This window comes from Massilia pinisoli, from assembly GCF_024753285.1.
Classification (GTDB): domain Bacteria; phylum Pseudomonadota; class Gammaproteobacteria; order Burkholderiales; family Burkholderiaceae_D; genus Telluria; species Telluria pinisoli.
In genome coordinates this window covers 1-24,607 of sequence record NZ_JANUGW010000003.1, presented here as the reverse complement: position 1 = coordinate 24,607, position 24,607 = coordinate 1, and the positions used below count along the sequence as shown (strand labels likewise).

Sequence of the window (24,607 nt, the reverse complement as noted above, 5' to 3'; positions counted from 1 at the left end):
TTTGTCGTCAACAGATTTTTTAAAGATTTTTTAATAGTTGAGCGACCACAACGGCACGGCAGCAAACCGTGTTCGCCCCTGCCGGCAGGGGCCTTTCCAGAATTCTTATTGCAGCGAAGTATTTTTGCTATGATGACGACGCACCGGCCGCCGCGCCATGCCTTCGGCCGGAAGGTGCCGACAGAAATTTACACGAGTCAAAATCACGATGAAACCTGCGCACAACACGAATGCCGCCCCTCGTGGTCCCGTCACGATGCACGACGTGGCCGCGCGCGCGGGCGTGTCGCGCGCGACGGTGTCGAAGTATTTCAACGACCGCGAAGGATTGAAGGCCGACACGCTGGCCCGCATCGAACAGGCATGCCGCGAACTCGAGTACGTGCCCGACCCGCACGCCGTGAGCCTCGTGCGCGGACGCTCGCGCATGGTCGGCGTCATCCTGCCCGTGGTGAACGAACCGTTCTTCGCCGAGGCGCTGCGCGCCATCGAGGAAAAGGCGAAGGCGCTGGGCATGGACGTCATCATCCAGTGCTCGTACAACGACCCGGCCGAGGAAGCGGCCGCGCTGATGACGATGCGCTCGATGAAGGTGGCCGGCGTGATCCTGACGGCGGTCGCCTCGCAGGCCAACCTCGCCCTGCTGCTGCGGCTCGAACAGGAAATGCGCATCGTCTACATGGACAGCTACGTCCACGAAGACTGCAACTACGTCATGAACGACAACCGGCAAAGCATGGCGATGCTGACCCGCTACCTGCTGGGCCGCGGCCACAAGCCCGCGTACCTGGGGGCGCCGCCCGTCGCGCATCCGTCGCCGGAAGAACGGCTGGCGGGCTATCTGGAAGCGATGGCGGAAGCTGGCGTGGAACCGCACGTCGTCCCGGCCAGCACGCAGCCGTCGTGGGATTTCGAAGCGTATGCGTTCCGCCACGTGCTCGACTGGCTCGCGAGCGGCGCGGGGAAGCGCGCCGGCATCACTGCGCTCGCGTGCGGCACGGACAGGCTCGCGATCGGCGCGATGTCGGCCTGCCGCCGCTTCGGCCTGGAACCGGGCAAGGACCTCGCCATCGTCGGCCACGACGACCTGCCGATCTCCGCCTACCTGTATCCGCCGCTGACGACGTTCCGCCAGGACGTGGCCGCCATCGGCGTCGCGGCGATGGAATGCCTGCAGGCGCAGCTCGACGGCACCGACACGACACCGTACCGCAAGCGCTTCACGGGCGGCCTCGTGCCGCGCGATTCCGCGTAGTGCCGCTCAGCGCTTCGGCCGGAACCATTTGACGGCGGCGCGCGCATTCGCCTTGACCGTGTAGTCGATCTTGGCGATCTGCTCTTCCAGGGCCTCCGCAAGCACGCTGCCCGGGCTGGGCGGCGGCAGGTGCAGGTGGGCGTCCGCCTCGCCGTATTCGCGGCGGATCTCCATGCCGGCCTTCTTCGCGATGTGCATCATCGTGCGGTTCGACGACAGGCATTGCATGTACAGCGTGTCGACGTCGGAATTGCGGCAGTGGATGGCCGCGCGTTCGAACAGCCGGGTGCCGACGCCCTGCCCCCGCGCCGACTTCGACACGGAGACGCCGAACTCGGCCACTTTTTCCTTGTCCGTGTCGTGGCTGCTACCCGGGTGCGCGTCGCGCGACGCGAACGCGAGGTGGCCGACGCCCACGAGGCGGAACATGCTGTTGTAGACACCGAACACGATGTCCCGCGCGAAGTCGAGTTTCGCAACGTACGCTTCGATTTGTGCGTCCGGCAGGACGGTGCCGAAGCGCAGCAGGCGGTCGTCGCGGTCGAGGGCGTGGAAGTGGCGCAGGACACGCCGGCGGTCGCGCTTGCCCAGCGCCTTGACGAGCACCGCCTGCCCCTTCTTTTTCAGCAAATTGTTCAGCCAGTGGCGCAGAGGATGGTCCTGCATGATCGATCTTTGTGCAATACAACCACACCCATTCTACCGAACCGCACGTTTCGCTTGTCCTGCAGAATGTGAAGCGGGGTACACTTGATTCCACAGAAACACTAGAAGTCCCGCATGTTATTTACCCGTCAATTCCTGCTGTCTACCGTTTTGTGGATCGGCACACTATTGGCGGTATCGTTCCCGCAGGCCGCCACGCTGCCCTCGGCCTGGGCACCGTTCGCGCAGGTATCGTTCCGGCATCACGACGAAGATGCGCTGAATTCCGGCACCTCGCTGACCCAGGACCGCAGCGGCTTCATCTGGCTCGGCACGCAGACCGGGCTGGTGCGCTGGGATGGCCATCGCACGCGGCTCTACCACGCCAATCCCGAACAGCCAGGCAGCCTGCCCGACAACTACATCCAGAGCATGCACACGGATGCGGGCGGCCGCGTGTGGATCGGGACGAGCGCAGGCGGCCTCGCGCGCTACGACGCGGCGTGCGACTGCTTCGCCACCCTGCGCACGGCCCCGCGCGGCCAGGGCAATGCCCACGTTGCCGCGATCGTCGACGATGGCGCCGGCGGCATCTGGGTCGGCACCGGCGCGGGACTGGCGCGCGTCGACGCCGGCGGCCGGTTTCACGGCGCGGCGAGCGGGGCGCCGCAACTGGCCGCGCCACAATTGCCGGCGCCCGGCATCAGCGCACTGCTGCGCGACCGCCAGGGCGGGCTCTGGATCGGCACGCCCGAGGGCCTGTTTTACCGGTCCGGCGACACTGCGCCGCTGCAGGCTGTGCACCTTGCCGGGCCAAGGCCCGACGAACCTTCGATCAGGACGCTGTACGAGGACGAAGCGGGCCGGGTGTGGATCGGCACCAGCGCCAACGGCGCCTTCGTCGCGGCCGCACCGGGCGCAGCGCCCCGGTCCGTCGTGGAACAAGGCGCGCACGCCACACTGGAACATGAGCGTGTGACGGCGGTCGTGCAAAAGGATGCCGACACGATCTGGCTCGGCACGGAGACGGGCGGCATCGTCGAGGTCGACGTGCAGCAGGAAACGACGCGGCGCCTGCGTTACCGGGCCGACATACCGGACAGCCTGCGCGACGACGAGATCAACGCCCTGCTGCGCGAACGCAGCGGCCAGCTGTTCGTCGTCACCAGAACCGCGCTGAGCCAGCACGATCCGCGCCCGCGGGGTGTGATGACCGTACGCGCGATCGGCAACGTTCCCGGGCTCGGCGTGTATCACATCCGGCCCCGTCCCGACGGCAAGGTCATGCTGTCCGTTCCCGGCGGTGCCGTGGACGTCGACCCGCACGCCGGCACCGTCACCGAGATCGGGGTCGAGGGCACGCCGGGTGCCCTGCCCAAGGGCCGGGTCCTCAGCATGGCGAACGCGCCGGACGGCGGCGTCTACTTCGGCACCCAGCAAGGCCTGTACCGCAACGACGGCGAGGGTGCCGGCACGCGGCGCATCGAGATTCCCGGCCGCCGTGCGGACTCGGCCGTGTGGGCCCTTGCCTGGCAAGATGGCGTGCTGTGGCTGGGCGGACTGGACGGGTTATGGGCCGTACGGATGCCCTCTGCCGGGCCCGGCACGGTGTTGCGCCGCGAGGATCAGGCGCTCGGCGATCGCCGCGTGACCGCGCTGCTGCCGCTCGACGACGGCACCGTGTGGGTCGGCACGCGGAGCGGCGTCGTCCGGCTCGACCGGGATGGCAAGACGGTGGAGCGCCTGCCGGCCGACAACGCCGACCGCACGCGTGCCCCGAACGGCTTCATCTCCTCCCTCCTCACCGATCGCAAGGGCCGCCTGTGGATCGGCTCATTCGGCAACGGCGTTTCCATTCTCGAGCGTACCGATCGGGCGGGACGGCGCTGGTTCCGGCGCATGACGACGGCCGACGGCCTGCCCGACAACAGCATCAACATGATGGTGCAGGACCGAACGGGACTGGTATGGCTGAGCACCGACCGCAACCTGGCCAGCGTGCAGCCCGACACCTTCGAAGTCCGCCGGCTGGGCGCAGCCGACGGCGTCCACGTGCCCACGTACTGGAGCAGCGCAGGCGCGCTGGGCGCCGACGGCGAGGTGCTGTTCGGCGGTCTCACCGGCCTCTCCGTCGTGTTCCCGGATCGGCTGGCCATCCACCGAACCCAGCCGTCTCTCGCCGTGACGCAGTTGATGCTGGGCGGACGCCCGGCCAGGTTGCCCGCGCCGGGCACGCTGACCATCGCGCCCGAGGATCGTGCGCGCGGCTTCACGGTCGAGTTCGCGGCGCTCGATTACATGCCGCCCGAATACCGGCGCTACACGTACCGGCTCGACGGCTTCGACAGCACGTGGATCGATGCCGACACGGCCGTGCGCCGCGCCAGCTACAACAACCTGCCGCCGGGTGCCTACCGCCTGCACGTGCGCGCCACGGACGAAGCCGGCGGCGTGACGACGCTGGAACTGCCGATCCGCGTCCTGCCCGCCTGGTACCAGCAGCCCTGGGCGCACGCGCTCGGCGCGGTCTGCGTGCTGGCACTCCTGGCCGCGCTGGTGCAAGCCCGCACGTCGTTGCTGCGCCGGCGTCAGCGCGAACTGGAGGCGGTGGTCGCCAGCCGCACCGCCGAACTGCGCGCGACCCAGCTGCAGCTGGAAACGATGGCCTACAACGACGCGTTGACGGACCTGCCCAACCGGCGCCGTTTCAACGACGAACTGCAGCGTCTGGCCGCACTGGGTCGGCGCAACGGCACGCCGTTCGCGCTGCTCCTGATGGACCTCGACCACTTCAAGCACATCAACGATACGCTGGGCCACGATGCGGGCGACGCGCTGCTCGTCGCGGCGGCAGGGCGACTGCGCGCGGCCGTGCGCGAGACCGATTGCGTGGCGCGGCTGGGCGGCGACGAATTCGCCGTCCTCCTGACGCCGGCCAGCGACGCCATCGTCGCCGACGTGGCCCGGCGCATCGTCGAGTCGATGCGCGCGCCTGTCGCGTTCGGGCCGCACACCATGCACGTCAGCGCCAGCATCGGTGCCGTCCTGGCGTCCACGCACGTCGGGGACACGGCCATGCTGTACAAGGAAGCCGACACGGCGCTGTACCATGCCAAGGAAGCGGGCCGGAACACATGGCGCATGGTCCACCCGGCCGACGTGCAGCCGGCGGAGGACGCGGCGCACCGGGTCTAGTCGCGCACGTCGTGCAGCGCCGCCTTCACGGCACTCACCCGCGCCGCGTGCACGGCTTCCGGAATCCGTGCGCGGTTCTCCGCGCAGCGCGCGGCCACCTCGCCCGCGTTCACGCCGCGCGCCGCATCCAGCGCCCGCAACAGGTAAGCCGCCTGCGGATAGTCTCGGTGGCGCAGCTCGTGGTTCTCGTCGCCGCGCCCGCGCGCGTCGCACTCGGACGCCAGCAGCATCTGCGCGAAACGCTGCGGCTTGCGGAACCCGTCGCAGCGTTCGAACAAGGTGACGAGCGTGTTGGCGCGCAATTCGAGGGCGCGGCTGACGTTGCCGTGCTCGCGCGCCGTCATCACGGCCAGGTCGCGGCATTCCGCCGGCACCCGCAAGCGCTTGCACAGGTCCGTGATCAGGCGCGGTCCGATGCCTTCGTGGCCATGGTGCTTCGGCCAGTGTTCGGGCGGCGTCGCACCCTTGCCCAGGTCGTGCATCAGCGCGGCGAAGCGCACGGGCAGGTCGTAGCCCCGTTCGGCCGCATAGTCGATCACGAGCATCATGTGGACACCGGTATCGACTTCAGGATGGTGCAGCGGCGGCTGCGGCACGCCCCACAGCGCGTCCAGCTCGGGCAGGATGCGCGCCAGCGCGCCGCAGTCGCGCAGCACGGCCAGCATGCGCGACGGCTTTTGCTCCATCAGCCCGCGCGACAGTTCCTGCCACACGCGTTCCGGCACGAGCGCGTCCACCTCGCCCGCGTCGACCATCTGCCGCATCAGCGCGAGCGTCGTGTCGGCGACCGTAAAATCGGGGAGCCGCGCGGCGAAGCGGGCCACGCGCAGGATGCGCACGGGGTCTTCGGCGAACGCCGGCGACACGTGGCGGAACACGCGGTCGCGCAAGTCCTGCAGGCCGCCGTACGGGTCGACGATCGTGCCGTCCTCGGCGCGGGCCATCGCGTTGATCGTCAGGTCGCGCCGGATGAGGTCGTCTTCCAGCTTGACGTCGGGCGCCGTGTGAAAAACGAAGCCGTGGTAGCCGGGCGCCGTCTTGCGCTCCGTGCGCGCGAGCGCATACTCCTCGTGCGTGTCCGGATGAAGGAACACGGGGAAATCCTTGCCGACCGGGCGAAAGCCCTTGGCGATCATGTCGTCAGGCGTGGCGCCGACGACGACCCAGTCATGGTCCTGGACCGCGAGGCCCAGCAGCTCATCGCGGACCGCGCCGCCGACGACGTACGCCTGCATCTCAGTCGGGCAGCTCGTCTTCGTGGGCGTCGGCGACTTCCGTCTCCGCCAGCGCTTCCTCGATCCAGCGCGCGACGGCCGGATGCGCCAGCACGCGCTCGCAATATGCCTGCAGCGCGGGGGCCAGCACCACGCCGTACGTCTGGAAGCGGGTGACGACGGGCGCGAAGAACGCGTCGGCGATGGAGAAATCGCCGAACAGGAATTGGTGGTGGCCGAAGCGCGACAGGCACTCTTCCCAGATCTCGCAGATGCGGCCGATGTCGGCCTGGGCGCCCGGCGTGCGGCCGCGGCCCGGCAGGCGGGCCTTGATGTTCATCGTCATCGCCGTGCGCAGGTCGGCGAAGCCCGAGTGCATCTCGGCGGCGACGGAACGCGCCATCGCGCGCGCGGCCACGTCCTGCGGCCACAGATGCTTCTCGGGAAATTGCTCGGCCAGGTATTCGCAGATCGCCAGGCTGTCCCAGATCGTCATCTCGCCGGCCAGCAGCACCGGCACGCGGCCGGCGGCCGAATAGCGGGCGATGTTCGTGGCCGTGTCCGGCTTGTCGAGCAGCACGCGCACTTCCGTGAACGGGATGCCGGCGGCCGTGGCGGCCACCCAGGGGCGCATCGACCAGGAAGAGTAATTCTTGTTGCCGATGACCAAGGTCAGGCCGGCCTGGCGTGCGTTGTCGAGGGTTTGCGTCAGAGTCGGGTCGAGTTCGAGAGTCTGCATGGTGTGGCGTGATCGTTGAGGTCAGCGCCCGGCGCGGGTGCGCAGGACGTCGAGGCCGCCGGATGGCGCCAGATACTGCGGCGCGACGGACTCGAGCGCCGTGAGCTTGATTCCCAGCGCCGTTGTTGTCAAGACTTTATTGTTTGTGGACGGGTGGACGACGTTGTCGACCTTCATCGAATCGAGGTTGTCGCGCGTGATGACGGGCTCGCCGGGCAGCAGTTCGAACACCCGCGCCTGCAGCCGCGCCAGGCCGTCCGGCAAGGCGATGACCTTGCGCTCGTGGCCGGCATAGCGGCCGGCGAGACGCACCAGCTCGCCCAATTCATAGACTTGCGGCCCGCCCAGTTCGTACGTGAAGCCGACCGTGTGCGGATCGAGCAGCGCACGCACGAACGCCTCGGCCACGTCGCCCACGAACACGGGCTGGAAGCGCGCATGCGCGCACGCGAGCGGCACGACGGGCAGGTGGCGCTGCAGGCGTGCGAACGTGTTGAGGAATTTATCTTCCGGTCCGAACACGACGGACGGCCGGAAGATCGTCGTCGCGACCGCGGGCTCGCTCGTCGCGGCCCCTTCGCCGTCGGCCTTCGAGCGCTGGTACATCGACGGTCCGTCGCGGTCGGCCCCGAGCGCGCTCATGTGCAGATAGCGCGGCACGCCTTCGGCCGCGCAGGCGGCGGCGATGCGGCGCGGCAGCTCGACGTGGGCGCGGCGGAAGTCGGGGCCGTACGGATCGCCGCGGCGCGAGTGCAGGATGCCGACGAGGTTGATGACGGCAGCGCGTCCGGCCACGAGCTTGCGCAACGCCGTGTCGTCGTACGGGTCGGCCTGCACGATGTCGACGCCGAGCGGCATCAGGTGCATGCCGTGGCTGGCGTGCCGGGTGGGCACGACGGTGGGCACACCGTGGTCGGACAGCCTGGCCGCGATGTGGCTTCCGATGAACCCCGTCCCGCCGAACATGACGACCGACTGCGCGTCCATGCTGCCTCCCGATGGTTGCCCGTGCCGCCGTTACGGCAAGCCGATACTGCTTCCGCGCGGCGTGATCGTCCCCAGGCGCGCCTTCAGCGACTGCGGACGCTTCTCGAACAGTGCGGCATAGTTCGTCGCGTTCGACATCACGTTGCGCACATAGGTTCGCGTTTCCTCGAACGGAATCGTCTCGACGAACACGGCCCCTTCCATCGGCGCCGTCAACAGGCCGCGCCACGTACGTGCCCGTCCCGGCCCCGCGTTGTAGGCGGCCGTCGCCAGCACCTGCGACCCGTCCGCATTGTTCAACACCATGTTCAGGTAATTCGTGCCCAGCACGATATTCGTGCGGATGTCGTTGAGCATGCCATGGCCGTAGTCCGTCAGGCCGATCTTTTCCGCCACCCATTTACCGGTCGACGGCATCACCTGCATCAGGCCGGACGCGCCGACGCCGGACTGCGCATCGGACACGAAGCGCGACTCCTGGCGGATCAGGCCATAGACCCAGGCCTGGTCGAGGCCGAGCCCTTGCGCCGTCGGATGCAGGATGTCGTTGTGCGGCGCCGGGAAGCGCTGGGTGTAGTCGAACTCGGTGCGCGTGCGCTCGGACGTGGACAGCATGCGGTCGAGGATGTCGTTCTGGCGCGCGAATTCGGCGGCGGCCAGCAACTGGCGCTCGGTAAAACCGTTGAGCGCCCAGTTCCACTCGCGCGTGCCCTCGAAGCGCATGCGCATCGAAAAGAATTTCAGGGCGCGCTTGAAGCCGGGATTGCTTGCGACCTGCGCCAGCTCGGCCGGCGTGGGCGGCACCGCGGCGGGCGGGATGCTGATCTGCATGCCCAGCTCTTCCATCGCCAGTTGGCCATAGAAACTGTTTTGGTCGGCGATGCGGCGGAACAGCGCCTGCGCATCCTCGCGCCGGCCCTCTGCCTGCAGGGCGCGGCCCAGCCAATAGGTCCAGGCGGGCTCGTCGTGCTGGTGCGCGGGCATCGCCTCGATCGTCGTGCGCACCGTCTTCCAGTCGCCACGGCGCAGCGCGATGCGCGTCTTCCACTCGATCTGGTTCCACGTCAGCGGCGCCCCGTCCGCTTTTTTCCAGTCGTCGTAAGCCTCGGGCGCCAGCGTCAGCGATGCGGCCAGCGCGATGTTCGCCCAGCCGATCGCCCTTTCTTCGGGCGACAGCTTGCCGGCGTTGCGGTCCAGCGCCACCGTCGCCAGCTTCAGGCTCGTGCGCGCCATGCGGCCGATGGCGACGAGGTAGATCTCGTGCTCCGCGCGCGTGTTGCCGACGCCGCGCGCCATCGCGACGGCCGGCAGGTCGACGGCCTGCGCGGCCCGGGTATCGGACGCGTCCAGCAGCAGCGCCGTGCGGCGCGACGGCCCCGTCGCGTGCATCTCGCCCGCCAGGCGCAGCTGGGCCAGCAGATCGTTCGTCGTGAACTGCCCGGACTGGACCAATTGGTTGACGAGCGCGGCGCATGCCTCGCCGTACAGCGGCGGATTGTCGAGCAGCACGCGCGCCTCGGCCGCGACGTTCTGCCCCTTCGATGCGCGCGACAGCAACGCGTAGCATTTCAGCTGGTAATCGTCGTTCTTGACGAACTGCGGCAGCTCGCGGTCGAAATTGAACCAGTCGCGCTTGCGGCCCAGTTCCAGCAGCCAGTCGTTGCGCAGGCGGTCTGCGATGGCGCTGCCGTCGTAGCGCTTCAGGAAATCCAGGATTTCCTCATTGGAAGCGTCGCGCAACCGCGGTTTGAGCCGATAATAGTCGACGTACGACGGTATCGCGTAGTTCGGCAGGCGTGCCGCGAGCGCCGCGGCCTTGTCCGCATCGTTCTTGCGGGCCGCGTCGCGCAGCTGCAGGAAGATCTCGTCCTGTTCGCGACTGGCGTCCGCCTGCGGCCCGGGCGCGACAACGGGCGGGGCCGGCGACAGCCCACCCGGCGTCACCACGACCGGCGCCGGCGCGGCGGGCGTTGCGGCGGGTACGGGTTGCGTCGTGCCGGGCGAAGCGGTCTGGGCCGCAACGCCGGGCGACGCGAGGAAGAGCAGGCTGTAGGCGGCAGATACAGTGCCGGCAATCAGTTTCTGCGACATCGATAATGCAATATTCAATGTAGGCTTCATTTCATCCATGACCGGCGAATCAAGAATACCACGCCCCTCGAGCCCGAGCGTGGCGGACGAGAAACAGGCGGCGAAGACGGCGTTGCGCAAGGCGCTCAGGACTACACGTGGGGCGCTTGATCCGGCAATCAAGGTCCAATGGGATGCGCACATCGGTGCGCAAATCATCGCGTGGTGGCGCCTGCGCCAGGTTGACACGTTCGGCGTGTACTGGCCCCTGGTCGGCGAACCAGACCTGCGCGCGGCCTACGCGGAGTTGCACCAGGCCGGCGTACGCCTGGCGCTGCCCGTCGTGATGGAACGCGACGCCCCGCTGACGTTCACGGAATGGACACCCGGCGAACCCATGCTGCCGGACGAAGCGGGCGTGCACGTGCCGGCCCAGCTGCGCTTCATCGAACGCCCGCCTGCCCTCCTGATTCCCTGCCTCGGTTTCAACGCCGACGGCTATCGCCTCGGCTATGGCGGCGGCTATTACGACCGCACGCTCGAACTGCCGCCCCGCCCGCACACGTTGGGCATCGCCTACAGCAACCAGGAAGCCGTGTTCCCGCATGCGCCGCACGACGTGCCGCTGGACGTGATCGTCACGGAGATCAGCAACGTCACCTGATAAAAAAATGCCCGCGCGGCCTGCCGGTCGCACGGGCATCGAGGCTGGACAACGCCGGATCAGGCGCCGGTGATGCGCTGCCAGATCGCGGTCGTGGCCGCCGCCTGGTTCATGCTGTAGAAATGCAGGCCCGGCGCGCCACCCGCGAGCAGCTTTTCGCACAGGCCGCTCACGACGTCCAGGCCGAACGCCTTGATCGACGCCGAATCGTCGCCGAAGCTGGCCAGCTTCAGGCGGATCCAGCGCGGGATCTCGGCGCCGCACATGTCGGAGAAGCGCATCAGCTGCGTGTAATTCGTGATCGGCATGATGCCCGCCACGATGGGCACGTCCACGCCCAGCTTGCGCGCATTGTCGACGAACTGGAAGTACGCGTCGGGATTGTAGAAATACTGCGTGATCGCGGCGTTGGCACCGGCCTGCACCTTGCGGGCGAACGCCTGCAGATCGTCCTGCGGCGAGCGCGCCTGCGGATGCATTTCCGGATACGCGGCCACCTCGACGTGGAACCAGTCGCCCGTTTCCTGGCGGATGAATTCGACGAGGTCGCTGGCATAGCGCAGCTCGCCCGCGCCGCCATAGCCGCTCGGCAAGTCACCGCGCAGGGCGACGATGCGGCGGATGCCTTTGTCCTTGAATTCCTGCAGGATCGCGCGGATCGACTCACGCGTGCCGCCGACGCACGACAGGTGCGGTGCCGCATCGTGGCCCGCGGCCTGGATCTCGAGCACGGTGGACAGCGTACCGTGCTGCGTGCTGCCGCCGGCGCCGAACGTCACGGAGAAGTATTTCGGATTCAGCTCGGCCAGTTTCTGGCGAACCACACGGAGCTTGTCCGCACCCTCGGGCGTCTTGGGCGGGAAAAACTCGATACTGATGTTAGGGGTTTCCATCTTTATTGAGAAGTAAGGTAGAAAGCGCCCACGAAATGACACTGTACAGGATCGCCGCCAGGAAAGCAGACCAGAACCCGGCCACGTGGAAGCCCGCGACCAGGTGCGCGACGAGCCAGAACAGCAGCGCGTTGATCACCAGGATGAACAGGCCGAGCGACAGAAACGTCACGGGCAAGGTCAGCACGACGAGCACGGGACGGATCACCGTGTTCACCAAGCCCAGGACGAGCGCGGCCACGAGGGCGGCGCCAAAATTGTCGACCCACACCGAATGCATCAGGTACGGCAAGGCCATCAGGGCTGCGGCATTGATCAGCCAGGTCAGGAGCAAACGCATGTTGTGTCTTTCGTGAGGGGTTATCCAGCACGCCGCCACCCACCGTCGACGATGGAATCCGACGGGAGATGACAGGCGTCAATTCACGGAAGAGCTTACCAGATCAATAACGGTAATGTTCCGCCTTGTAGGGGCCTTCCTTGCTCACCGAGATATAGGAGGCTTGCTCTTCGGTCAGCTCGGTCAGCTGGGCGTTGAGCTTCTTCAGCTGCAAGCGGGCGACTTTCTCGTCCAGCTTCTTCGGCAGCGTGTACACGCCGACCGGGTAGGCGGCAGTGTTGGAGAACAGTTCGATCTGGGCGATGGTCTGGTTCGCGAACGACGAGCTCATCACGTACGACGGGTGACCCGTGCCGCAACCGAGGTTCACGAGACGGCCTTCGGCCAGCAGGATGATGCGCTTGCCATCCGGGAAGATCACGTGGTCGACCTGCGGCTTGATGTTTTCCCACTGATACTTGCGCAGGGCAGCGACTTCGATCTCGTTGTCGAAGTGACCGATGTTGCAGACGATCGCCTGGTCCTTCATGCGCAGCATGTGCTGCTCGGTGATCACGTGGTAGTTGCCCGTGCAGGTGACGAAAATGTCGCCGTGCTCGGCGGCCATGTCCATCGTCACGACGCGGTAGCCTTCCATCGCGGCCTGCAGTGCGCAGATCGGATCGATCTCGGTGACCCACACCTGGGCCGACAGCGCGCGCAGCGCCTGCGCCGAACCTTTACCGACGTCACCGTAGCCGGCGACGACGGCGACCTTGCCGGCGACCATCACGTCCGTCGCGCGCTTGATGCCGTCGACGAGCGATTCGCGGCAGCCGTACAGGTTGTCGAACTTCGACTTCGTGACGGAGTCGTTGACGTTGATGGCCGGGAAGGCCAGCTTGCCGTCCGCGTGCATCTGGTACAGGCGGTGCACGCCGGTCGTGGTTTCTTCCGTCACGCCCTTAATTTCCGGCAGGCGCTTCGAATACCACTGAGGATCGACGGCCAGGCGGCCCTTGATCGCATTGAACAGGCAGATTTCTTCTTCCGAGCCCGGCTTGTCCAGCACGGAAATGTCCTTCTCGGCACGCACGCCCAGGTGCAGCAGCAAGGTCGCGTCGCCGCCGTCGTCGAGGATCATGTTGGCATGGTTGTCACCCGGCCATTCGAAGATGCGGTGCGTGTATTCCCAGTACTCGTCCAGCGTTTCGCCCTTGACGGCGAACACGGGCGTGCCGACCGACGCGATGGCCGCGGCGGCGTGGTCTTGCGTCGAGTAGATATTGCACGAGGCCCAGCGCACTTGCGCGCCGAGGGCTTCCAGCGTGCGGATCAGCACGGCGGTCTGGATAGTCATGTGCAGCGAACCGGCGATCCGCGCGCCCTTCAGTGGCTGGCTGGCCGCGTATTCGTCGCGGATGGCCATCAGGCCCGGCATTTCGGTTTCGGCGATGCGGATTTCCTTCTCGCCCCACGAGGCGAGGCCGATGTCGGCAACGAGGTAGTCCTGGGTGGTGTTTTTGAGTACGGCGCTCATCACGCCCTCCTTTCAAATTAAGAAAAAAGTAACGTGAGCGCGGTGTTGATATCCGAGCCTGGCGAAAGAGATTCTTTCGTCGCAACGCTCCTCGGAACTGACAAGTGTAGCACGACGGGCGAGCGTGCGCACTCGTCGGCCGACGGAAACGAGGCCAATCGTTGACAAGCCTCAGCGTTCAGATAATTCATTGACAATATGCTGGCATTCCTCAAGACGTACGACGGCACCTGAACGATCACGCGCCAAAAAAAAATGCGCCCGGGTGGGCGCATTTTTGTCAGGCACCGGCGATTACGCCAGGCCGGCTTCCGCGCGCAGCAGCGCGGCCTTGTCCGTGCGTTCCCACGTGAATTCCGGTTCTTCGCGGCCGAAGTGGCCGTAGGCGGCCGACTTGGTATAGATCGGACGCAGCAGGTCGAGCATCTGCACGATGCCTTTCGGGCGCAGGTCGAAGTGCTCCATCACCAGTTCGGCGATCTTCTCGTCCGAAATGACGCCCGTGCCTTCCGTGTACACGGTGATATTGATCGGACGGGCCACGCCGATCGCGTAGCTGACCTGCACCTGGCACTGACGCGCCAGGCCGGCGGCGACGACGTTCTTGGCGACGTAGCGGGCGGCGTAGGCGGCCGAGCGGTCGACCTTGGACGGGTCCTTGCCGGAGAATGCGCCGCCGCCGTGCGGTGCGGCACCGCCGTACGTGTCGACGATGATCTTGCGGCCCGTCAGGCCGCAGTCACCCTGCGGACCGCCGATGACGAAGCGGCCCGTCGGGTTGACGAGGTAGCGTGTGTCCTGCAGCCACTCGCGCGGCAGCACGGGCTTGATGATCTCCTCGATCACCGCTTCCTCGATCTGGCTGTGGCTGACTTCCGGTGCGTGCTGGGTCGACAGCACGACGGTGTTCACCGACACCGGGCGGCCGTTGACGTAGCGCAGCGTGACCTGCGACTTGGCGTCCGGGCGCAGCCATGGCAGGCGGCCGTCCTTGCGCAGCTGCGACTGGCGCTCGACGAGGCGGTGCGCGTAATAAATAGCGGCCGGCATCAGTTCCGGCGTCTCGTCGCAGGCGTAGCCGAACATAAGGCCCTGGTCGCCGGCACCCTGGTCGAGGTCGAGACCTGCACCTTCGTCGACGCCCTGGGCGATGTCCGGCGACTGCTTGTCGTAGGCGACCAGCACAGCGCAACCCTTGTAGTCAATGCCATAGTCGGTGTTGTCGTAACCGATGCGCTTGATGGTATTGCGTGCAACTTGAATATAATCGACGTTTGCGTGCGTCGTGATTTCCCCGGCCAGCACCACAAGACCCGTGTTGCACAGGGTCTCGGCAGCCACGCGCGCGCGCGGGTCTTGCTCGAGGATGGCGTCGAGGATGGCGTCGGAGATCTGGTCGGCGACCTTGTCCGGGTGGCCTTCCGAAACGGATTCGGACGTGAAGAGGTAGTCGTTGGAAGACATTGAGGCTCCTGATACTGTGATGAAGATTGCCGCAGCACCAAGGCCTGCGACGCTTTAGCGAGATTTATATTCCGCTTCGCAAGTTGTCATTAACTCCGCGGATGCTACAAAGTGGTATTTTACGCTCCTCAAAAAATTCTGGCACAGCAACCCGTCGCTTCTCTACCCTAAATCAATAAATGCTCGTCTTTTTGTTTCGAATACTGTCGTTTTTGCCGCTGCGCATGCTGCATGCGCTCGGCGCGGCGCTCGGCTGGATTGTCTACCTGGCATCTCCGTCGCACCGCCGACGCCTGCGCGAAAACCTCGAACGGGCCGGTTACCAAGGCCACCTGCGCGCCGCGATCGCCGAATCGGGCAAGGCCATCGCCGAACTGCCATTCGTCTGGTGCGCGCCGCAGGACCGCGTCACGCGCCACGTCACCATGGAAAACTGGGAACTGGTGCAGCGCCAGCTCGACGCCGGCCGCGGCATCGTCTTCCTCACGCCGCACCTGGGCTGCTTCGAACTGACGGCGCAGCAAGTCTCGCTGCGCGTGGAACTGACCGTGATGTACCGGCCGCCGCGCCAGAGCGCCCTGAAGCCCCTCGTCGAGGGCGCCCGCGCGCGCCAGCACATGCATCTGGCGCCGGCCACCCTGTCGGGCGTGCGCATGCTCGTCAAGGCGCTGCGCGGCGGCCAACCGGTGGGCGTCCTGCCGGACCAGGTGCCGCAGGAAGGCGAAGGCGTATGGGCGCCGTTCTTCGGACGCGACGCCTACACGATGACCCTGCCCGCCAAGCTGGCCCAGCTGGGCAAGGCCGACATCCTCACCGTGTACGCGGAACGCCTGCCGCGCGGCCGCGGCTTCGTCATCCGCTTCGTGCCGTTCGACGGTACGCTGGAAGGCGATGCCGCCCAGCAGGCTGCCGCCATCAATCGTCAGATGGAAAAACTCATCGCCTTCTGCCCCGCCCAGTATTTCTGGAGTTACAACCGCTACAAGAAGCCGCAAGGCGTTGAAGCACCGCAAGCCGAGACCGTCGCATGAGGTTCCTGATTTTCCTGTTGTGGCTGCTGCACTTCCTGCCGCTGCCTGTCCTCGGCCGTATCGGCAACGCCATCGGCTGGCTGATGTATTACGCGATCCCCAAGCGGCGCAAGATCGCGCTGATCAATCTGCGCCTGTGCATGCCGGAGCTGAGCGAGGCGGAGCGGGTCGACATCGCCAAGCGTCACTTCATGGCCTATTCGCGCAGCATCCTGGAACGGTCGCTGATCTGGTGGGCGCCGTTCGAGCGCATCCACGGCCTGATCGAAGTCGTCCCGGCCGTGCCGCAGGCGCAGATGGAGAGTGGTCCGACGATCCTGTTCTGCCCCCATTTCGTCTGCCTGGACGTGGGCGGCGTGGCGGCGCGCGTGATGCCGTTGTCGACCATGTATTCGCCGCAAAAAAACAAGGCATTCGACGATTTGTTGCGTTATGGTCGCGAACGCTACGGTCCCGTGCGCCTATTTACGCGCGGCGACGGCATCAAGCCCATCATCCGCGCGCTGCGCGAAGGCATTCCTTATTACATGCTGCCGGACATGGATTTCGGCGAGAAGGACGCGGCGTTCGTCCCGTTCTTCGGCATTCCGGCCGCCACCTTGACGGCAATGGGCCGCCTGGCGGGCGCGACCGGCGCGAAAGTGATCCCGCTCGTGGCAACTTTCCTGCCCAACTATAAGGGTTACAAGGTAGAGTTCTATCCAGCATGGGAAGATTACCCGGGCGACGACATCATCGCCGCCACCCGCCGCATGAACGCCTTCATCGAGGACCGCGTGCGCGAACATCCGGCCGAATATTTCTGGACGCACAAACGCTTCAAGACCCGGCCGCCCGGCGAGCCCTCGTTCTACGATTAACTACGAATACCATGAAACTCAAGTTCACCAAGATGCACGGCGCCGGCAACGATTTCGTCGTGATCGATGCGATCAACCAGCAACTCGACCTGGGGCCGGAGCAATGGCGCCGCCTGGCCGACCGCCGTTTCGGGGTCGGTGCCGACCAGATCCTGATCGTCGAGCGCCCGGCCACGGCCGGCAGCGATTTCCGCTACCGCATCTATAACAATGACGGCGGCGAAGTCGAGCAATGCGGCAACGGTTCGCGCGCGTTCGTGCGCTTCGTCAGCGACAAGGGTCTGACCGATAAACGCAGCATCCGCGTCGAGACGATGAGCGGCATCATCACGCCGCGCCTGGAAGACGATGGCAGCATCACCGTCGACATGGGCGCCCCGATCCTGGAGCCAAGCCGGGTCCCGTTCGACGCCGCGGGCCTGGAAGGCGTCGCGGAAGGCCGCGATACGCTGTGGCCGCTGACCGTGTCCGTCAAGGGCGAGGAGCAAACCGTGCTCGTGTCGACGGTGTCGATGGGCAATCCGCACGCGGTGCAGGTCGTCGCCGACGTCGACGCCGCGCCCGTGCTCGAGACGGGTCCGCAGATCGAGCACCACCCGCGCTTCCCGCGCCGCGTGAACGCCGGCTTCCTGCAGATCGTCGATCGCAACCACGTCAAGCTGCGCGTCTACGAACGCGGCGCCGGCGAGACACTGGCCTGCGGCACCGGCGCGTGCGCCGCCGTCGTCGCCGGCATCCGCCGCGGCCTGCTGGATGCGCCCGTGCAGGTGCAGGCACGGGGCGGCAAGCTGACCATCAACTGGGCCGGCGAAGGCCAGCCCGTCTATATGAGTGGCCCGGCCGAGACGGTATTCGAAGGCGAAATCGAGATCTGACCTGGCGACGACCGCCTGCGTTCAGGCGGCCAGCGAGTAATCACCGTCCTCCGCGCCCTCGCCGCCCTGGCTGCCGACCTCCGTGTCGGGCAACAGGCTGCGCAACCGGTACAGGCGCTGGCGGTAATTCCCTTCCGGACCGCCGGGACCGCAATCGACGTTGTCGAACACGAGCCCGACGCGGTCGAGCAGCTGGCGTTCCTGTGCCGTATCCACCGAGATCAGGCGGCGCCGGCTGCGTCCGTAGCTGGCGCGGATGTCGATCACGAGGCAGTGGCCGCGGTCGGCGCCGCGGATGTCCAGCAACAGGGCCTCCGCCCGGCTCAAGCCGAACGCCACGGCCAACTCCAGGCGCGCGGCCAGCAGCGGATACGCCGTCAGGTCGCGCCCCACGAGCAGCGGATCGAGGTGCTGCCAGGCGCCGGGGTGGCGCGGCGCCAGCTTGCGCAGGGTGGCCGCGGCCTTGGGACAACCCTGCACCGCCGCCTTCTGCAGCCAGAACAGCGCACGCACGTCGTTGTTCTCGTTTTCGCGGCGCGCGCGCCAGGCCGCGTTCCCGCATTCGAGCTGGGCGTCGCGATAGCCCATCTCCGCCGCGCGCTCCAGGTATTTCTGCGCCTCCATGACATTGCGCTGCGAGAATTCCGGCTTGATATAAATGCGCGACAGCGCATACCACGCTTCCGCCAGACCCTGCTCACCCGCCTGCGTCAGCCAGCGCACCGCCTTCTTGAAGTTGGCGGCGCCATGGCTGCCGGGAACGCGTTTGCCGTCGACGCGCATGCGCGCGCACCACAGTCCCAGCGCGAACTGGGCATGGCGGTCGTTCTCGGCTGCGGCGCATTCCCAGAACCCGAGCAATTCCTCCGCGCCGACGTCGTGCGACACCTCGTTCGCCTCGACGAGCCGCGCACAGCGCGACAGCAGCTGCACTTCGTCCGGCGCGAGCCGCGCCGCCGTGTGGTCTTGCGCGGCAGCGGAACCGGCCAGGGCGCGCGCGAGCGGAAGCGCACGGGCCAGCCAGGCACCCAAGCGTTGCGCATTCCAGTCCTGTTCCAGCAGCGCGAACTGCGCGGCGCCGACGCCGCTGTCGGCCGCCCGGCGCAGCCAGCGCTGTCCGGCCGGGCTGGCCGCGGGGGCATGGACCGCAGGCTCGTCCGCCTCGGGCGCCGCCGCGCCGTGCGCGCGCGCGAGCAGCCACTGCGCTTCCGGGAACCCGGCCCGGGCCGCGTCTTCCAGCGCGCGCAGCGCCTTGGCGCGCCGGACCGGCGCGCCGTCGCCATCGCGCGCCGCACCGAGCACCAGCTGGGCATAGACGAGTCCCGCACGCACGAGCCCGCCGTCATATGCCCGCTCGTACCAATCGGTCACGGGCTGCGGACTGTCACGCGCCAGGTCGACCGGAATATGGTTCCCGATCAATTGCCATGCTTCCGCGCACCCTTGCTGCGCGGCACGGTCGAGCCAATGAAGGGCCGTGGGCAGGCTCTTCGGCAGTCCCGCACTGCCGAACAGGTAGAGCCGGCCCAGGGCCAGTTGCGATTCGGCGCGTCCCGCGCGTGCACCGCGGATGACTGCCAGTTCTTCACGATTTGCCATCGTTCATTTTCTGGATGTTAGAGACGCCTGAGACGTGCGCGCAACATATTTACGCATATAAATACATGCAGATGCGCGCAAGATCGATTACGATGCGCTATCGATGAGCTCACGCGGCGCGCACTGCGGTAACAATGGACGTCGGATGGGCCAGAGTCTAAAGCCGCGTCGGCGCGATTCGCCTGCGATTCCAATGACCTTTGAGCCCGCACAAACCCTGCCGTGGTACGGGGACAGCATGATGATGGTTGGAAACTTAAACGAGGCTTAAGGTGTGCCCCGGTTGCGAGGTCATGCGTTTCGAAAATACAACAGCACGATTGGTTTTATTGGCTTTCGACCAAGTGCAACAGTCATAATTGACAAATCAGACAATCTTGACGCATTAAGCATTTAAGGTTCACACATCCGAGTGTTCAGCAACTAATAAAAATCTCAATGCTCTCTGGATTCCTTCGATTCACTTTTTAGGATAAAAATAGATGAAAAAAACCCTCGTGGCAGCCGCTCTGCTGGGCGCCTTCGCCGGTGTTGCACAAGCTCAAACCGCCGTTCAAATCTACGGTAACATCGACGTCGGCATGTCCAAGCAGTCGGACCAGACCCTGAACATCGGCAAGCGCGCCGCCAACACCCTCGGCTTCAAGGGCACGGAAGACCTGGGCAATGGCCTGAAGGCACTGTTCCAAGTCGAAATGCGTTACGAGCCGGACACCGGCACCAACGAAAACGGCGGCCGTCCGCTGTTCCAAGGCCAGACCCGCGTCGGCCTGCAGGGTGACTTCGGTATGGTCCGTCTGGGCCGTGGCCTGACCCCGTTCCAGGAAATCGTCGGTTCGTTCGAGCCGTGGCACGGTCTGCCGTCCCCGGCCGGCTTCTACACGGACATCTCGGTCGCCGGCTTCAACTCGGCTCCGCTGGACGTGAACAGCACCGGCGGTTCGCCGAACAGCAACCGCATCTCGAACGCGATCTTCTATAACTCGCCGGTCTCGAACGGCTTCCAGGTGAACGCATCGTGGGCATCGAAAGAAGCCACCGGCGGCAAGCTGACCGGCATCGGTAATGGCGCAACGTACCTGACTAACCAAGAAGCTTCGGCTAACCCGTTCTCGATCGCTGGCACCTATAACAACGGTCCCGCCGCTGCGATGGTTGCTTACGAGCGCAACGCCGTCGAATCGAAGGTCTGGTCGGTTGCAGGTTCGTTCTCGGTCAGCCCGGAAATGAAACTGATGGCTACCTACACCCATCACGATCAAGAGCACACCAACACCTTCCGTCCGACCGTCAAGGGCGCGGAAATCGGTATGACCTACGGCATGGGCCCGGGCAAGATGCTGGTCGGTTTCGGTCTGAAGAAGCAAGAAGAGACCACCCGCCTGCACGACCTGATCACCCGCCAGTACTCGCTGGGCTACGAGTACAGCCTGTCGAAGCGTACGTACCTGTACGTCGATGCATCGCGCAAGACGAACATCTTCACGTACGACACGCTGGGCTTCGTGGCTGGCTCGTCGGTGCGTAACTTCTACGACGTCGGCCTGAACCACTCGTTCTAAGCTGACGGCGCGGGGGCAACCCCGCCGCATCGCACCGCAAGGGCGGGCCCGGGCAACCGGGTCCGCCCTTGCTGTTTTCAGTGATGCTGCGGTGACACAATGCCAAGAGGAAATCTGCGCCGAGCCATTGCGGTCGGTTAAAATGAACGGTCTACCCAACCCGCAAGCCGCACATGACCACCGCATCACTGGATTCCACCGCCATCGCCCAATACCTGGTCGACCACCCGCAATTCTTCGTGGAGTACGCCGCCCTGCTGGGCGAGGTAAAACTGTCGAGCCCGCTGACTGGCCGCGCGGTGTCGCTGCAGGAGCGCCAAATGGAAGTCATGCGCGACAAGTACCGCGCTCTGGAACTGCGCATGTCCGAACTGGTGCGCCACGCCGAGGAAAACGCGGCGATCGCCAACCGTTTCCACGGCTGGACCCAGCAATTGCTGCGCACGCGCGTGCCCGCCGAGCTCCCGTCCGCCGTGGCCGACGGCCTCGTCGAGCATTTCATCGTGCCGCAAGCCACGCTGCGCCTGTGGAAGCTGGCGCCCGAGCACGCGGATGCCTGGTATGCGCGCGACGTCTCAGAAGACGTGCGCCTGTTCGCCAGCAGTCTGCGCGCGCCGTACTGCGGTCCGAACAAGGAATTCGAGGCAGTCGGCTGGCTGGCCGATGCAAGCGCCGTGCGCTCGACCGTGCTGTTGCCGCTGCGCGCCGGCGGCACCGCGTTCGGCCTGCTCGTGCTCGGTTCACCCGAGACGGAACGCTTCAGCGCCGCGATGGCGACGGATTTCCTCGTGCACATCGGCGAGACGGCCGGCACCGCGCTCGCTCCCCTGCTCGGCTGACATGGACACGCCGGCCGCCGACGACTGGACCGGCCGCTACCTGGCGGAGCTGAAGACGCAACGCCAGCTGTCCGACCACACGATCGCCGCCTACCGCCGCGACCTGGCCGAACTGGCCCGGCTCGCCAACCTGCCGGACCAGGCCGGCTGGACGGCGCTGACCCATTTCGACATCCGTCGCTTCGCCGCGAAGCTGCACGCCGAAGGACAAAGCGCGACGTCGATCGCGCGCAAGCTGTCCGGCTGGCGCGGTTTCTTCGACTGGCTGTCGGGGCAGCTGCCCCTCGCGGCGAACCCGGCCGACGGCGTGCGCGCGCCGCGCCGCCCGAAGCGGCTACCGAAGGCGCTGGCCGTCGACGACGCCGTCCAGTTGATGGAAAAGACGACCCCGGGCAACGCGGAACCGGCGGAACTGTGCGACCGCGCCATGTTCGAATTGCTGTACTCGAGCGGCCTGCGGGTGTCCGAGCTGGCCGGGCTCGACGTCCACCACGTGCCCGCCCGCGACGGCCAGCCGGCCTCGCTCGGCTGGCTCGAACTCGAGGCGCAGGAAGTGGTCGTCACGGGCAAGGGCAACAAGATGCGTCGCGTGCCCGTCGGCGGACCGGCCCGCGCGGCGCTGGCAGCGTGGCTGGCCGTGCGCCCGCCCGCGCGCGACGGCAGTGCCGCCCTGTTCCTGACGACGCGCGGCACCCGCATCAGTCCCCGCGTCGTGCAATACCGCCTGAAAGTCCACGCACGCAAGGCCGGCGTGCCGGTCCACGTGCACCCGCACGTGCTGCGCCATTCGTTCGCGTCGCATTTGCTGCAATCGTCGGGCGACCTGCGCGCCGTGCAGGAACTGCTGGGCCACGCCAGCATCACGTCGACGCAGATCTACACGTCGCTCGATTTCCAGCACCTGGCCGCCGTCTACGACAAGGCCCATCCGCGCGCCAAGCGCAAGTAGCCGGCCGACCAAGGCGGGCACGGCGTGGCGGGTGGTGACGATCCGCAAAATCCGGCATAATCTTCCGATTCCCCGCAGGGGAAACGGCTCACCCCATTGGACAGCGATATATGGAATTGATTCCCAGCACTATCCTGACCGGCTTCCTCGGCGCCGGCAAAACGACGTTGCTCAACCGTATCCTGCGGGAAGAGCACGGCCTGCGCATCGCCGTCATCGAAAACGAATTCGGCCAGGAAAACATCGACAACGAAATCCTCGTGCAGGACCCGGGCGAGCAGATCGTCGAGATGAACAATGGCTGCATCTGCTGCACCGTGCGCGGCGACCTCATCGTCGCCCTCACGAACCTGGCCCGCAAGCGCGATGCCGGTGAAATCCACTTCGACCGCGTCGTGATCGAGACGACGGGCCTCGCCAATCCGGGTCCGGTCGCGCAGACGTTCTTCGTCGATGAAGAAGTCGGCGCCCACTACCTGCTGGACGCCGTCGTCACCGTCGTCGACGCGCGGCACGCGATGGACCAGCTGGACCGCCACGAGGAAGCCCAGCGCCAGGTCGGGTTCGCCGACAAGATCCTGCTGTCCAAGACCGACCTCGTGGACGCCGCCGCCGTCGACGAGCTGAAGGCACGCATCCGCCGCATCAATCCGCGCGCGCCGATCAGCACGTCGGACTTCGGCCGGGCGCCCCTCACCGACGTGCTCGACCTGCGCGGCTTCAACCTGAACGACAAGCTGGAACTGGATCCGGCGTTCCTCACGACCGAGGAGGCGCACGACCACGACCACGATCACCACGATCACGACCACGTGCACACGGAAGCGTGCGACCACAGCCACGACCACCATCACGGCCATCACAGCGACGACATCGCGGCCTTCGTGTTCAAGAGCGAGCGCGCCTTCGACCCCGAGCGCCTGGATCAATTCCTCGGCAGCATGGTACAAGTCTTCGGCCCGAACATGCTCCGTTATAAAGGCGTATTGTCGATGGCAGGCGCCGACCGCAAGGTCGTCTTCCAAGGCGTGCATCAAATCATGGGCAGCGACCTCGGTGCAAAGTGGGCGGACGGCGAAGCCCGTGGCAGCAAGATGGTGTTTATTGGTAAAAATTTACCGAAAGATGTCTTTATTCGCGGATTGGAACAGTGTTTGGTATAAACTACTCCGGTTCTAAAGTGCTCCTTGCGCGGTCCACCCTTCGTTCGGTATCGTTGGCCTGCCTGAAGGCACCCGGGAACGAACGACTGGACAGCCCCGCCCGCACGTCCGGACACGGGGCAGGCCCGGGAAACCGGGCCGTTACGGCAGCCGGCCGGCGCGCACCATAGCAACGGTGACCGCTGAGTTAGCTGATAAAATGGAAACTCTGTCGTATCAAAGGTAAGTGAAGTCATGACTAAAACAACGAAACCGAATACCGTGGCGCAGCCCGAGGACCGCCTTCTGACGGAAGAAGAAATTCGGGCCATGAGCGACGACGACTACATGAACCCGGCCCAGCTGGCGTTCTTCAAGAACCGCCTGCAGGAGCTCGAAAAAGAGCTGCTGAAAAACGCCGGCGAGACGACGGAACACCTGCGCGAAACGGTCCTCGTGCCCGACCCGGCCGACCGCGCCACCATCGAGGAAGAGCACGCGCTGGAGCTGCGTACCCGCGACCGCGAGCGCAAGCTGCTCAAGAAGGTCCAGCAATCGCTGGCCGCCATCGAATCCGGCGAATACGGCTGGTGCGAGGAAACGGGCGAGCCGATCGGCATCCCCCGCCTGATCGCCCGCCCGACCGCGACGCTGTCGCTGGAAGCCCAGCAGCGCCGCGAGCTGAAGCAGAAACTGTACGGTGACTGATCGCCGTCCGCTCCGATGAAAAAGCATGCGCCCGTCGCATGCTTTTTTGTTTCATGG

General features: G+C 66.1%; 21 protein-coding genes and 1 riboswitch. Of the genes, 11 read left to right on the top strand and 10 right to left on the bottom strand.

What is annotated here, in order from left to right; all coding sequences use genetic code 11:
• Positions 1-208 precede the first annotated feature (208 nt).
• Complete coding sequence (locus NX784_RS04370) at positions 209-1,255, top strand: LacI family DNA-binding transcriptional regulator (RefSeq protein ID WP_258815477.1); 1,047 nt, start codon at positions 209-211, stop codon at positions 1,253-1,255.
• Between the two features lie 6 nt (positions 1,256-1,261).
• Here NX784_RS04370 and NX784_RS04365 read toward each other — a convergent pair whose 3' ends face one another.
• Positions 1,262-1,921: a GNAT family N-acetyltransferase gene (locus tag NX784_RS04365; protein WP_258815476.1), complete on the bottom strand. Its 660-nt coding sequence runs from the start codon at positions 1,919-1,921 to the stop codon at positions 1,262-1,264.
• 114 nt (positions 1,922-2,035) lie between these two features.
• Here NX784_RS04365 and NX784_RS04360 point away from each other — a divergent pair, with 114 nt between their 5' ends.
• Positions 2,036-5,095 (top strand): ligand-binding sensor domain-containing diguanylate cyclase, encoded by a 3,060-nt coding sequence (locus tag NX784_RS04360; protein ID WP_258815475.1) that lies wholly within the window; start codon positions 2,036-2,038, stop codon positions 5,093-5,095.
• On the opposite strand, the gene NX784_RS04355 is transcribed toward NX784_RS04360, so the two are convergent.
• The 4 genes from NX784_RS04355 to NX784_RS04340 are packed head-to-tail and all read right to left on the bottom strand — an operon-like array spanning position 5,092 to position 10,126.
• Positions 5,092-6,330 (bottom strand): multifunctional CCA addition/repair protein, encoded by a 1,239-nt coding sequence (locus NX784_RS04355; RefSeq protein WP_258815474.1) that lies wholly within the window; start codon positions 6,328-6,330, stop codon positions 5,092-5,094. The two genes, NX784_RS04360 and NX784_RS04355, sit on opposite strands and share 4 nt — an antisense overlap.
• Position 6,331: 1 nt before the next feature.
• Positions 6,332-7,048: a glutathione S-transferase family protein gene (locus NX784_RS04350; protein ID WP_258815473.1), complete on the bottom strand. Its 717-nt coding sequence runs from the start codon at positions 7,046-7,048 to the stop codon at positions 6,332-6,334.
• A gap of 21 nt (positions 7,049-7,069) precedes the next feature.
• A complete protein-coding gene (locus NX784_RS04345) occupies positions 7,070-8,035 on the bottom strand; it encodes a complex I NDUFA9 subunit family protein (protein ID WP_258815472.1) in 966 nt (321 codons plus the stop codon).
• Positions 8,036-8,065: 30 nt separating this feature from the next.
• Positions 8,066-10,126: a lytic transglycosylase domain-containing protein gene (locus tag NX784_RS04340; RefSeq protein WP_258815471.1), complete on the bottom strand. Its 2,061-nt coding sequence runs from the start codon at positions 10,124-10,126 to the stop codon at positions 8,066-8,068.
• A gap of 79 nt (positions 10,127-10,205) precedes the next feature.
• Here NX784_RS04340 and NX784_RS04335 point away from each other — a divergent pair, with 79 nt between their 5' ends.
• Complete coding sequence (locus NX784_RS04335) at positions 10,206-10,769, top strand: 5-formyltetrahydrofolate cyclo-ligase (protein WP_258815470.1); 564 nt, start codon at positions 10,206-10,208, stop codon at positions 10,767-10,769.
• 59 nt (positions 10,770-10,828) lie between these two features.
• Here the strand turns inward: NX784_RS04335 and metF are convergent, their stop codons facing one another.
• The 4 genes from metF to metK all read right to left on the bottom strand — a co-directional run bounded on the left by metF (position 10,829) and on the right by metK (position 14,985).
• A complete protein-coding gene (gene metF / locus NX784_RS04330) occupies positions 10,829-11,662 on the bottom strand; it encodes a methylenetetrahydrofolate reductase [NAD(P)H] (RefSeq protein ID WP_258815469.1) in 834 nt (277 codons plus the stop codon).
• On the bottom strand, positions 11,649-12,002 hold the full coding sequence (locus NX784_RS04325; protein WP_258815468.1) for a phage holin family protein: 354 nt from the start codon (positions 12,000-12,002) through the stop codon (positions 11,649-11,651). The genes metF and NX784_RS04325 overlap by 14 nt, the downstream gene beginning before the upstream one ends.
• Positions 12,003-12,105: 103 nt before the next feature.
• Positions 12,106-13,521, bottom strand: coding sequence for an adenosylhomocysteinase (gene ahcY / locus NX784_RS04320; protein WP_258815467.1), 1,416 nt, complete (start codon positions 13,519-13,521; stop codon positions 12,106-12,108).
• A 28-nt stretch (positions 13,522-13,549) separates the two neighbouring features.
• Positions 13,550-13,620, bottom strand: a riboswitch (S-adenosyl-L-homocysteine riboswitch).
• Between the two features lie 195 nt (positions 13,621-13,815).
• Positions 13,816-14,985 (bottom strand): methionine adenosyltransferase, encoded by a 1,170-nt coding sequence (gene metK, locus NX784_RS04315; protein WP_258815466.1) that lies wholly within the window; start codon positions 14,983-14,985, stop codon positions 13,816-13,818.
• A gap of 179 nt (positions 14,986-15,164) precedes the next feature.
• Between metK and NX784_RS04310 the strand changes: the two genes are divergently transcribed.
• Genes NX784_RS04310 through dapF form a run of 3 tightly spaced genes read left to right on the top strand, consistent with a single transcriptional unit; the run spans position 15,165 to position 17,751 of the window.
• The gene (locus NX784_RS04310) at positions 15,165-16,016 is read left to right on the top strand and encodes a lysophospholipid acyltransferase family protein (protein ID WP_258815465.1); all 852 of its coding nucleotides are present in this window, start codon (positions 15,165-15,167) and stop codon (positions 16,014-16,016) included.
• Positions 16,013-16,876 carry a lysophospholipid acyltransferase family protein gene (locus NX784_RS04305; RefSeq protein WP_258815464.1) on the top strand — a complete coding sequence of 288 codons (864 nt, stop codon included), beginning with the start codon at positions 16,013-16,015 and terminating at the stop codon, positions 16,874-16,876. Before NX784_RS04310 ends, NX784_RS04305 begins: the two co-directional genes overlap by 4 nt.
• An 11-nt stretch (positions 16,877-16,887) precedes the next feature.
• Positions 16,888-17,751, top strand: a complete 864-nt coding sequence (gene dapF / locus NX784_RS04300; protein ID WP_258815463.1) for a diaminopimelate epimerase — start codon at positions 16,888-16,890, stop codon at positions 17,749-17,751.
• Positions 17,752-17,772: 21 nt separating this feature from the next.
• Here the strand turns inward: dapF and NX784_RS04295 are convergent, their stop codons facing one another.
• On the bottom strand, positions 17,773-19,350 hold the full coding sequence (locus NX784_RS04295; RefSeq protein ID WP_258815462.1) for a tetratricopeptide repeat protein: 1,578 nt from the start codon (positions 19,348-19,350) through the stop codon (positions 17,773-17,775).
• Between the two features lie 482 nt (positions 19,351-19,832).
• Here NX784_RS04295 and NX784_RS04290 point away from each other — a divergent pair, with 482 nt between their 5' ends.
• The 5 genes from NX784_RS04290 to dksA all read left to right on the top strand — a co-directional run bounded on the left by NX784_RS04290 (position 19,833) and on the right by dksA (position 24,550).
• On the top strand, positions 19,833-20,912 hold the full coding sequence (locus NX784_RS04290; protein WP_258815461.1) for a porin: 1,080 nt from the start codon (positions 19,833-19,835) through the stop codon (positions 20,910-20,912).
• A gap of 173 nt (positions 20,913-21,085) precedes the next feature.
• On the top strand, positions 21,086-21,751 hold the full coding sequence (locus NX784_RS04285; RefSeq protein ID WP_258815460.1) for a DUF484 family protein: 666 nt from the start codon (positions 21,086-21,088) through the stop codon (positions 21,749-21,751).
• A gap of 1 nt (position 21,752) precedes the next feature.
• Positions 21,753-22,700: a tyrosine recombinase XerC gene (gene xerC / locus NX784_RS04280; RefSeq protein ID WP_258815459.1), complete on the top strand. Its 948-nt coding sequence runs from the start codon at positions 21,753-21,755 to the stop codon at positions 22,698-22,700.
• A 110-nt stretch (positions 22,701-22,810) separates the two neighbouring features.
• A complete protein-coding gene (locus NX784_RS04275; RefSeq protein WP_258815458.1) occupies positions 22,811-23,863 on the top strand; it encodes a CobW family GTP-binding protein in 1,053 nt (350 codons plus the stop codon).
• Between the two features lie 234 nt (positions 23,864-24,097).
• Positions 24,098-24,550: an RNA polymerase-binding protein DksA gene (dksA, locus tag NX784_RS04270; RefSeq protein ID WP_166857751.1), complete on the top strand. Its 453-nt coding sequence runs from the start codon at positions 24,098-24,100 to the stop codon at positions 24,548-24,550.
• The last annotated feature ends 57 nt before the right edge of the window (positions 24,551-24,607 follow it).

Excerpts from the sequence above, each read along its gene's own strand:
- NX784_RS04290 (WP_258815461.1), top strand. The coding sequence starts at position 19,833 with ATGAAAAAAACCCTCGTGGCAGCCGCTCTGCTGGGCGCCTTCGCCGGT.
- NX784_RS04295 (WP_258815462.1), bottom strand. The coding sequence starts at position 19,350 with ATGGCAAATCGTGAAGAACTGGCAGTCATCCGCGGTGCACGCGCGGGA.
- metK (WP_258815466.1), bottom strand. The coding sequence starts at position 14,985 with ATGTCTTCCAACGACTACCTCTTCACGTCCGAATCCGTTTCGGAAGGC.
- NX784_RS04345 (WP_258815472.1), bottom strand. The coding sequence starts at position 8,035 with ATGGACGCGCAGTCGGTCGTCATGTTCGGCGGGACGGGGTTCATCGGA.
- NX784_RS04370 (WP_258815477.1), top strand. The coding sequence starts at position 209 with ATGAAACCTGCGCACAACACGAATGCCGCCCCTCGTGGTCCCGTCACG.
- metF (WP_258815469.1), bottom strand. The coding sequence starts at position 11,662 with ATGGAAACCCCTAACATCAGTATCGAGTTTTTCCCGCCCAAGACGCCC.
- NX784_RS04365 (WP_258815476.1), bottom strand. The coding sequence starts at position 1,921 with ATGCAGGACCATCCTCTGCGCCACTGGCTGAACAATTTGCTGAAAAAG.
- NX784_RS04360 (WP_258815475.1), top strand. The coding sequence starts at position 2,036 with ATGTTATTTACCCGTCAATTCCTGCTGTCTACCGTTTTGTGGATCGGC.
- NX784_RS04275 (WP_258815458.1), top strand. The coding sequence starts at position 22,811 with ATGGAATTGATTCCCAGCACTATCCTGACCGGCTTCCTCGGCGCCGGC.
- NX784_RS04325 (WP_258815468.1), bottom strand. The coding sequence starts at position 12,002 with ATGCGTTTGCTCCTGACCTGGCTGATCAATGCCGCAGCCCTGATGGCC.
- NX784_RS04305 (WP_258815464.1), top strand. The coding sequence starts at position 16,013 with ATGAGGTTCCTGATTTTCCTGTTGTGGCTGCTGCACTTCCTGCCGCTG.
- NX784_RS04350 (WP_258815473.1), bottom strand. The coding sequence starts at position 7,048 with ATGCAGACTCTCGAACTCGACCCGACTCTGACGCAAACCCTCGACAAC.
- NX784_RS04310 (WP_258815465.1), top strand. The coding sequence starts at position 15,165 with ATGCTCGTCTTTTTGTTTCGAATACTGTCGTTTTTGCCGCTGCGCATG.
- ahcY (WP_258815467.1), bottom strand. The coding sequence starts at position 13,521 with ATGAGCGCCGTACTCAAAAACACCACCCAGGACTACCTCGTTGCCGAC.
- NX784_RS04285 (WP_258815460.1), top strand. The coding sequence starts at position 21,086 with ATGACCACCGCATCACTGGATTCCACCGCCATCGCCCAATACCTGGTC.
- NX784_RS04355 (WP_258815474.1), bottom strand. The coding sequence starts at position 6,330 with ATGCAGGCGTACGTCGTCGGCGGCGCGGTCCGCGATGAGCTGCTGGGC.
- dksA (WP_166857751.1), top strand. The coding sequence starts at position 24,098 with ATGACTAAAACAACGAAACCGAATACCGTGGCGCAGCCCGAGGACCGC.
- dapF (WP_258815463.1), top strand. The coding sequence starts at position 16,888 with ATGAAACTCAAGTTCACCAAGATGCACGGCGCCGGCAACGATTTCGTC.
- NX784_RS04340 (WP_258815471.1), bottom strand. The coding sequence starts at position 10,126 with ATGTCGCAGAAACTGATTGCCGGCACTGTATCTGCCGCCTACAGCCTG.
- xerC (WP_258815459.1), top strand. The coding sequence starts at position 21,753 with ATGGACACGCCGGCCGCCGACGACTGGACCGGCCGCTACCTGGCGGAG.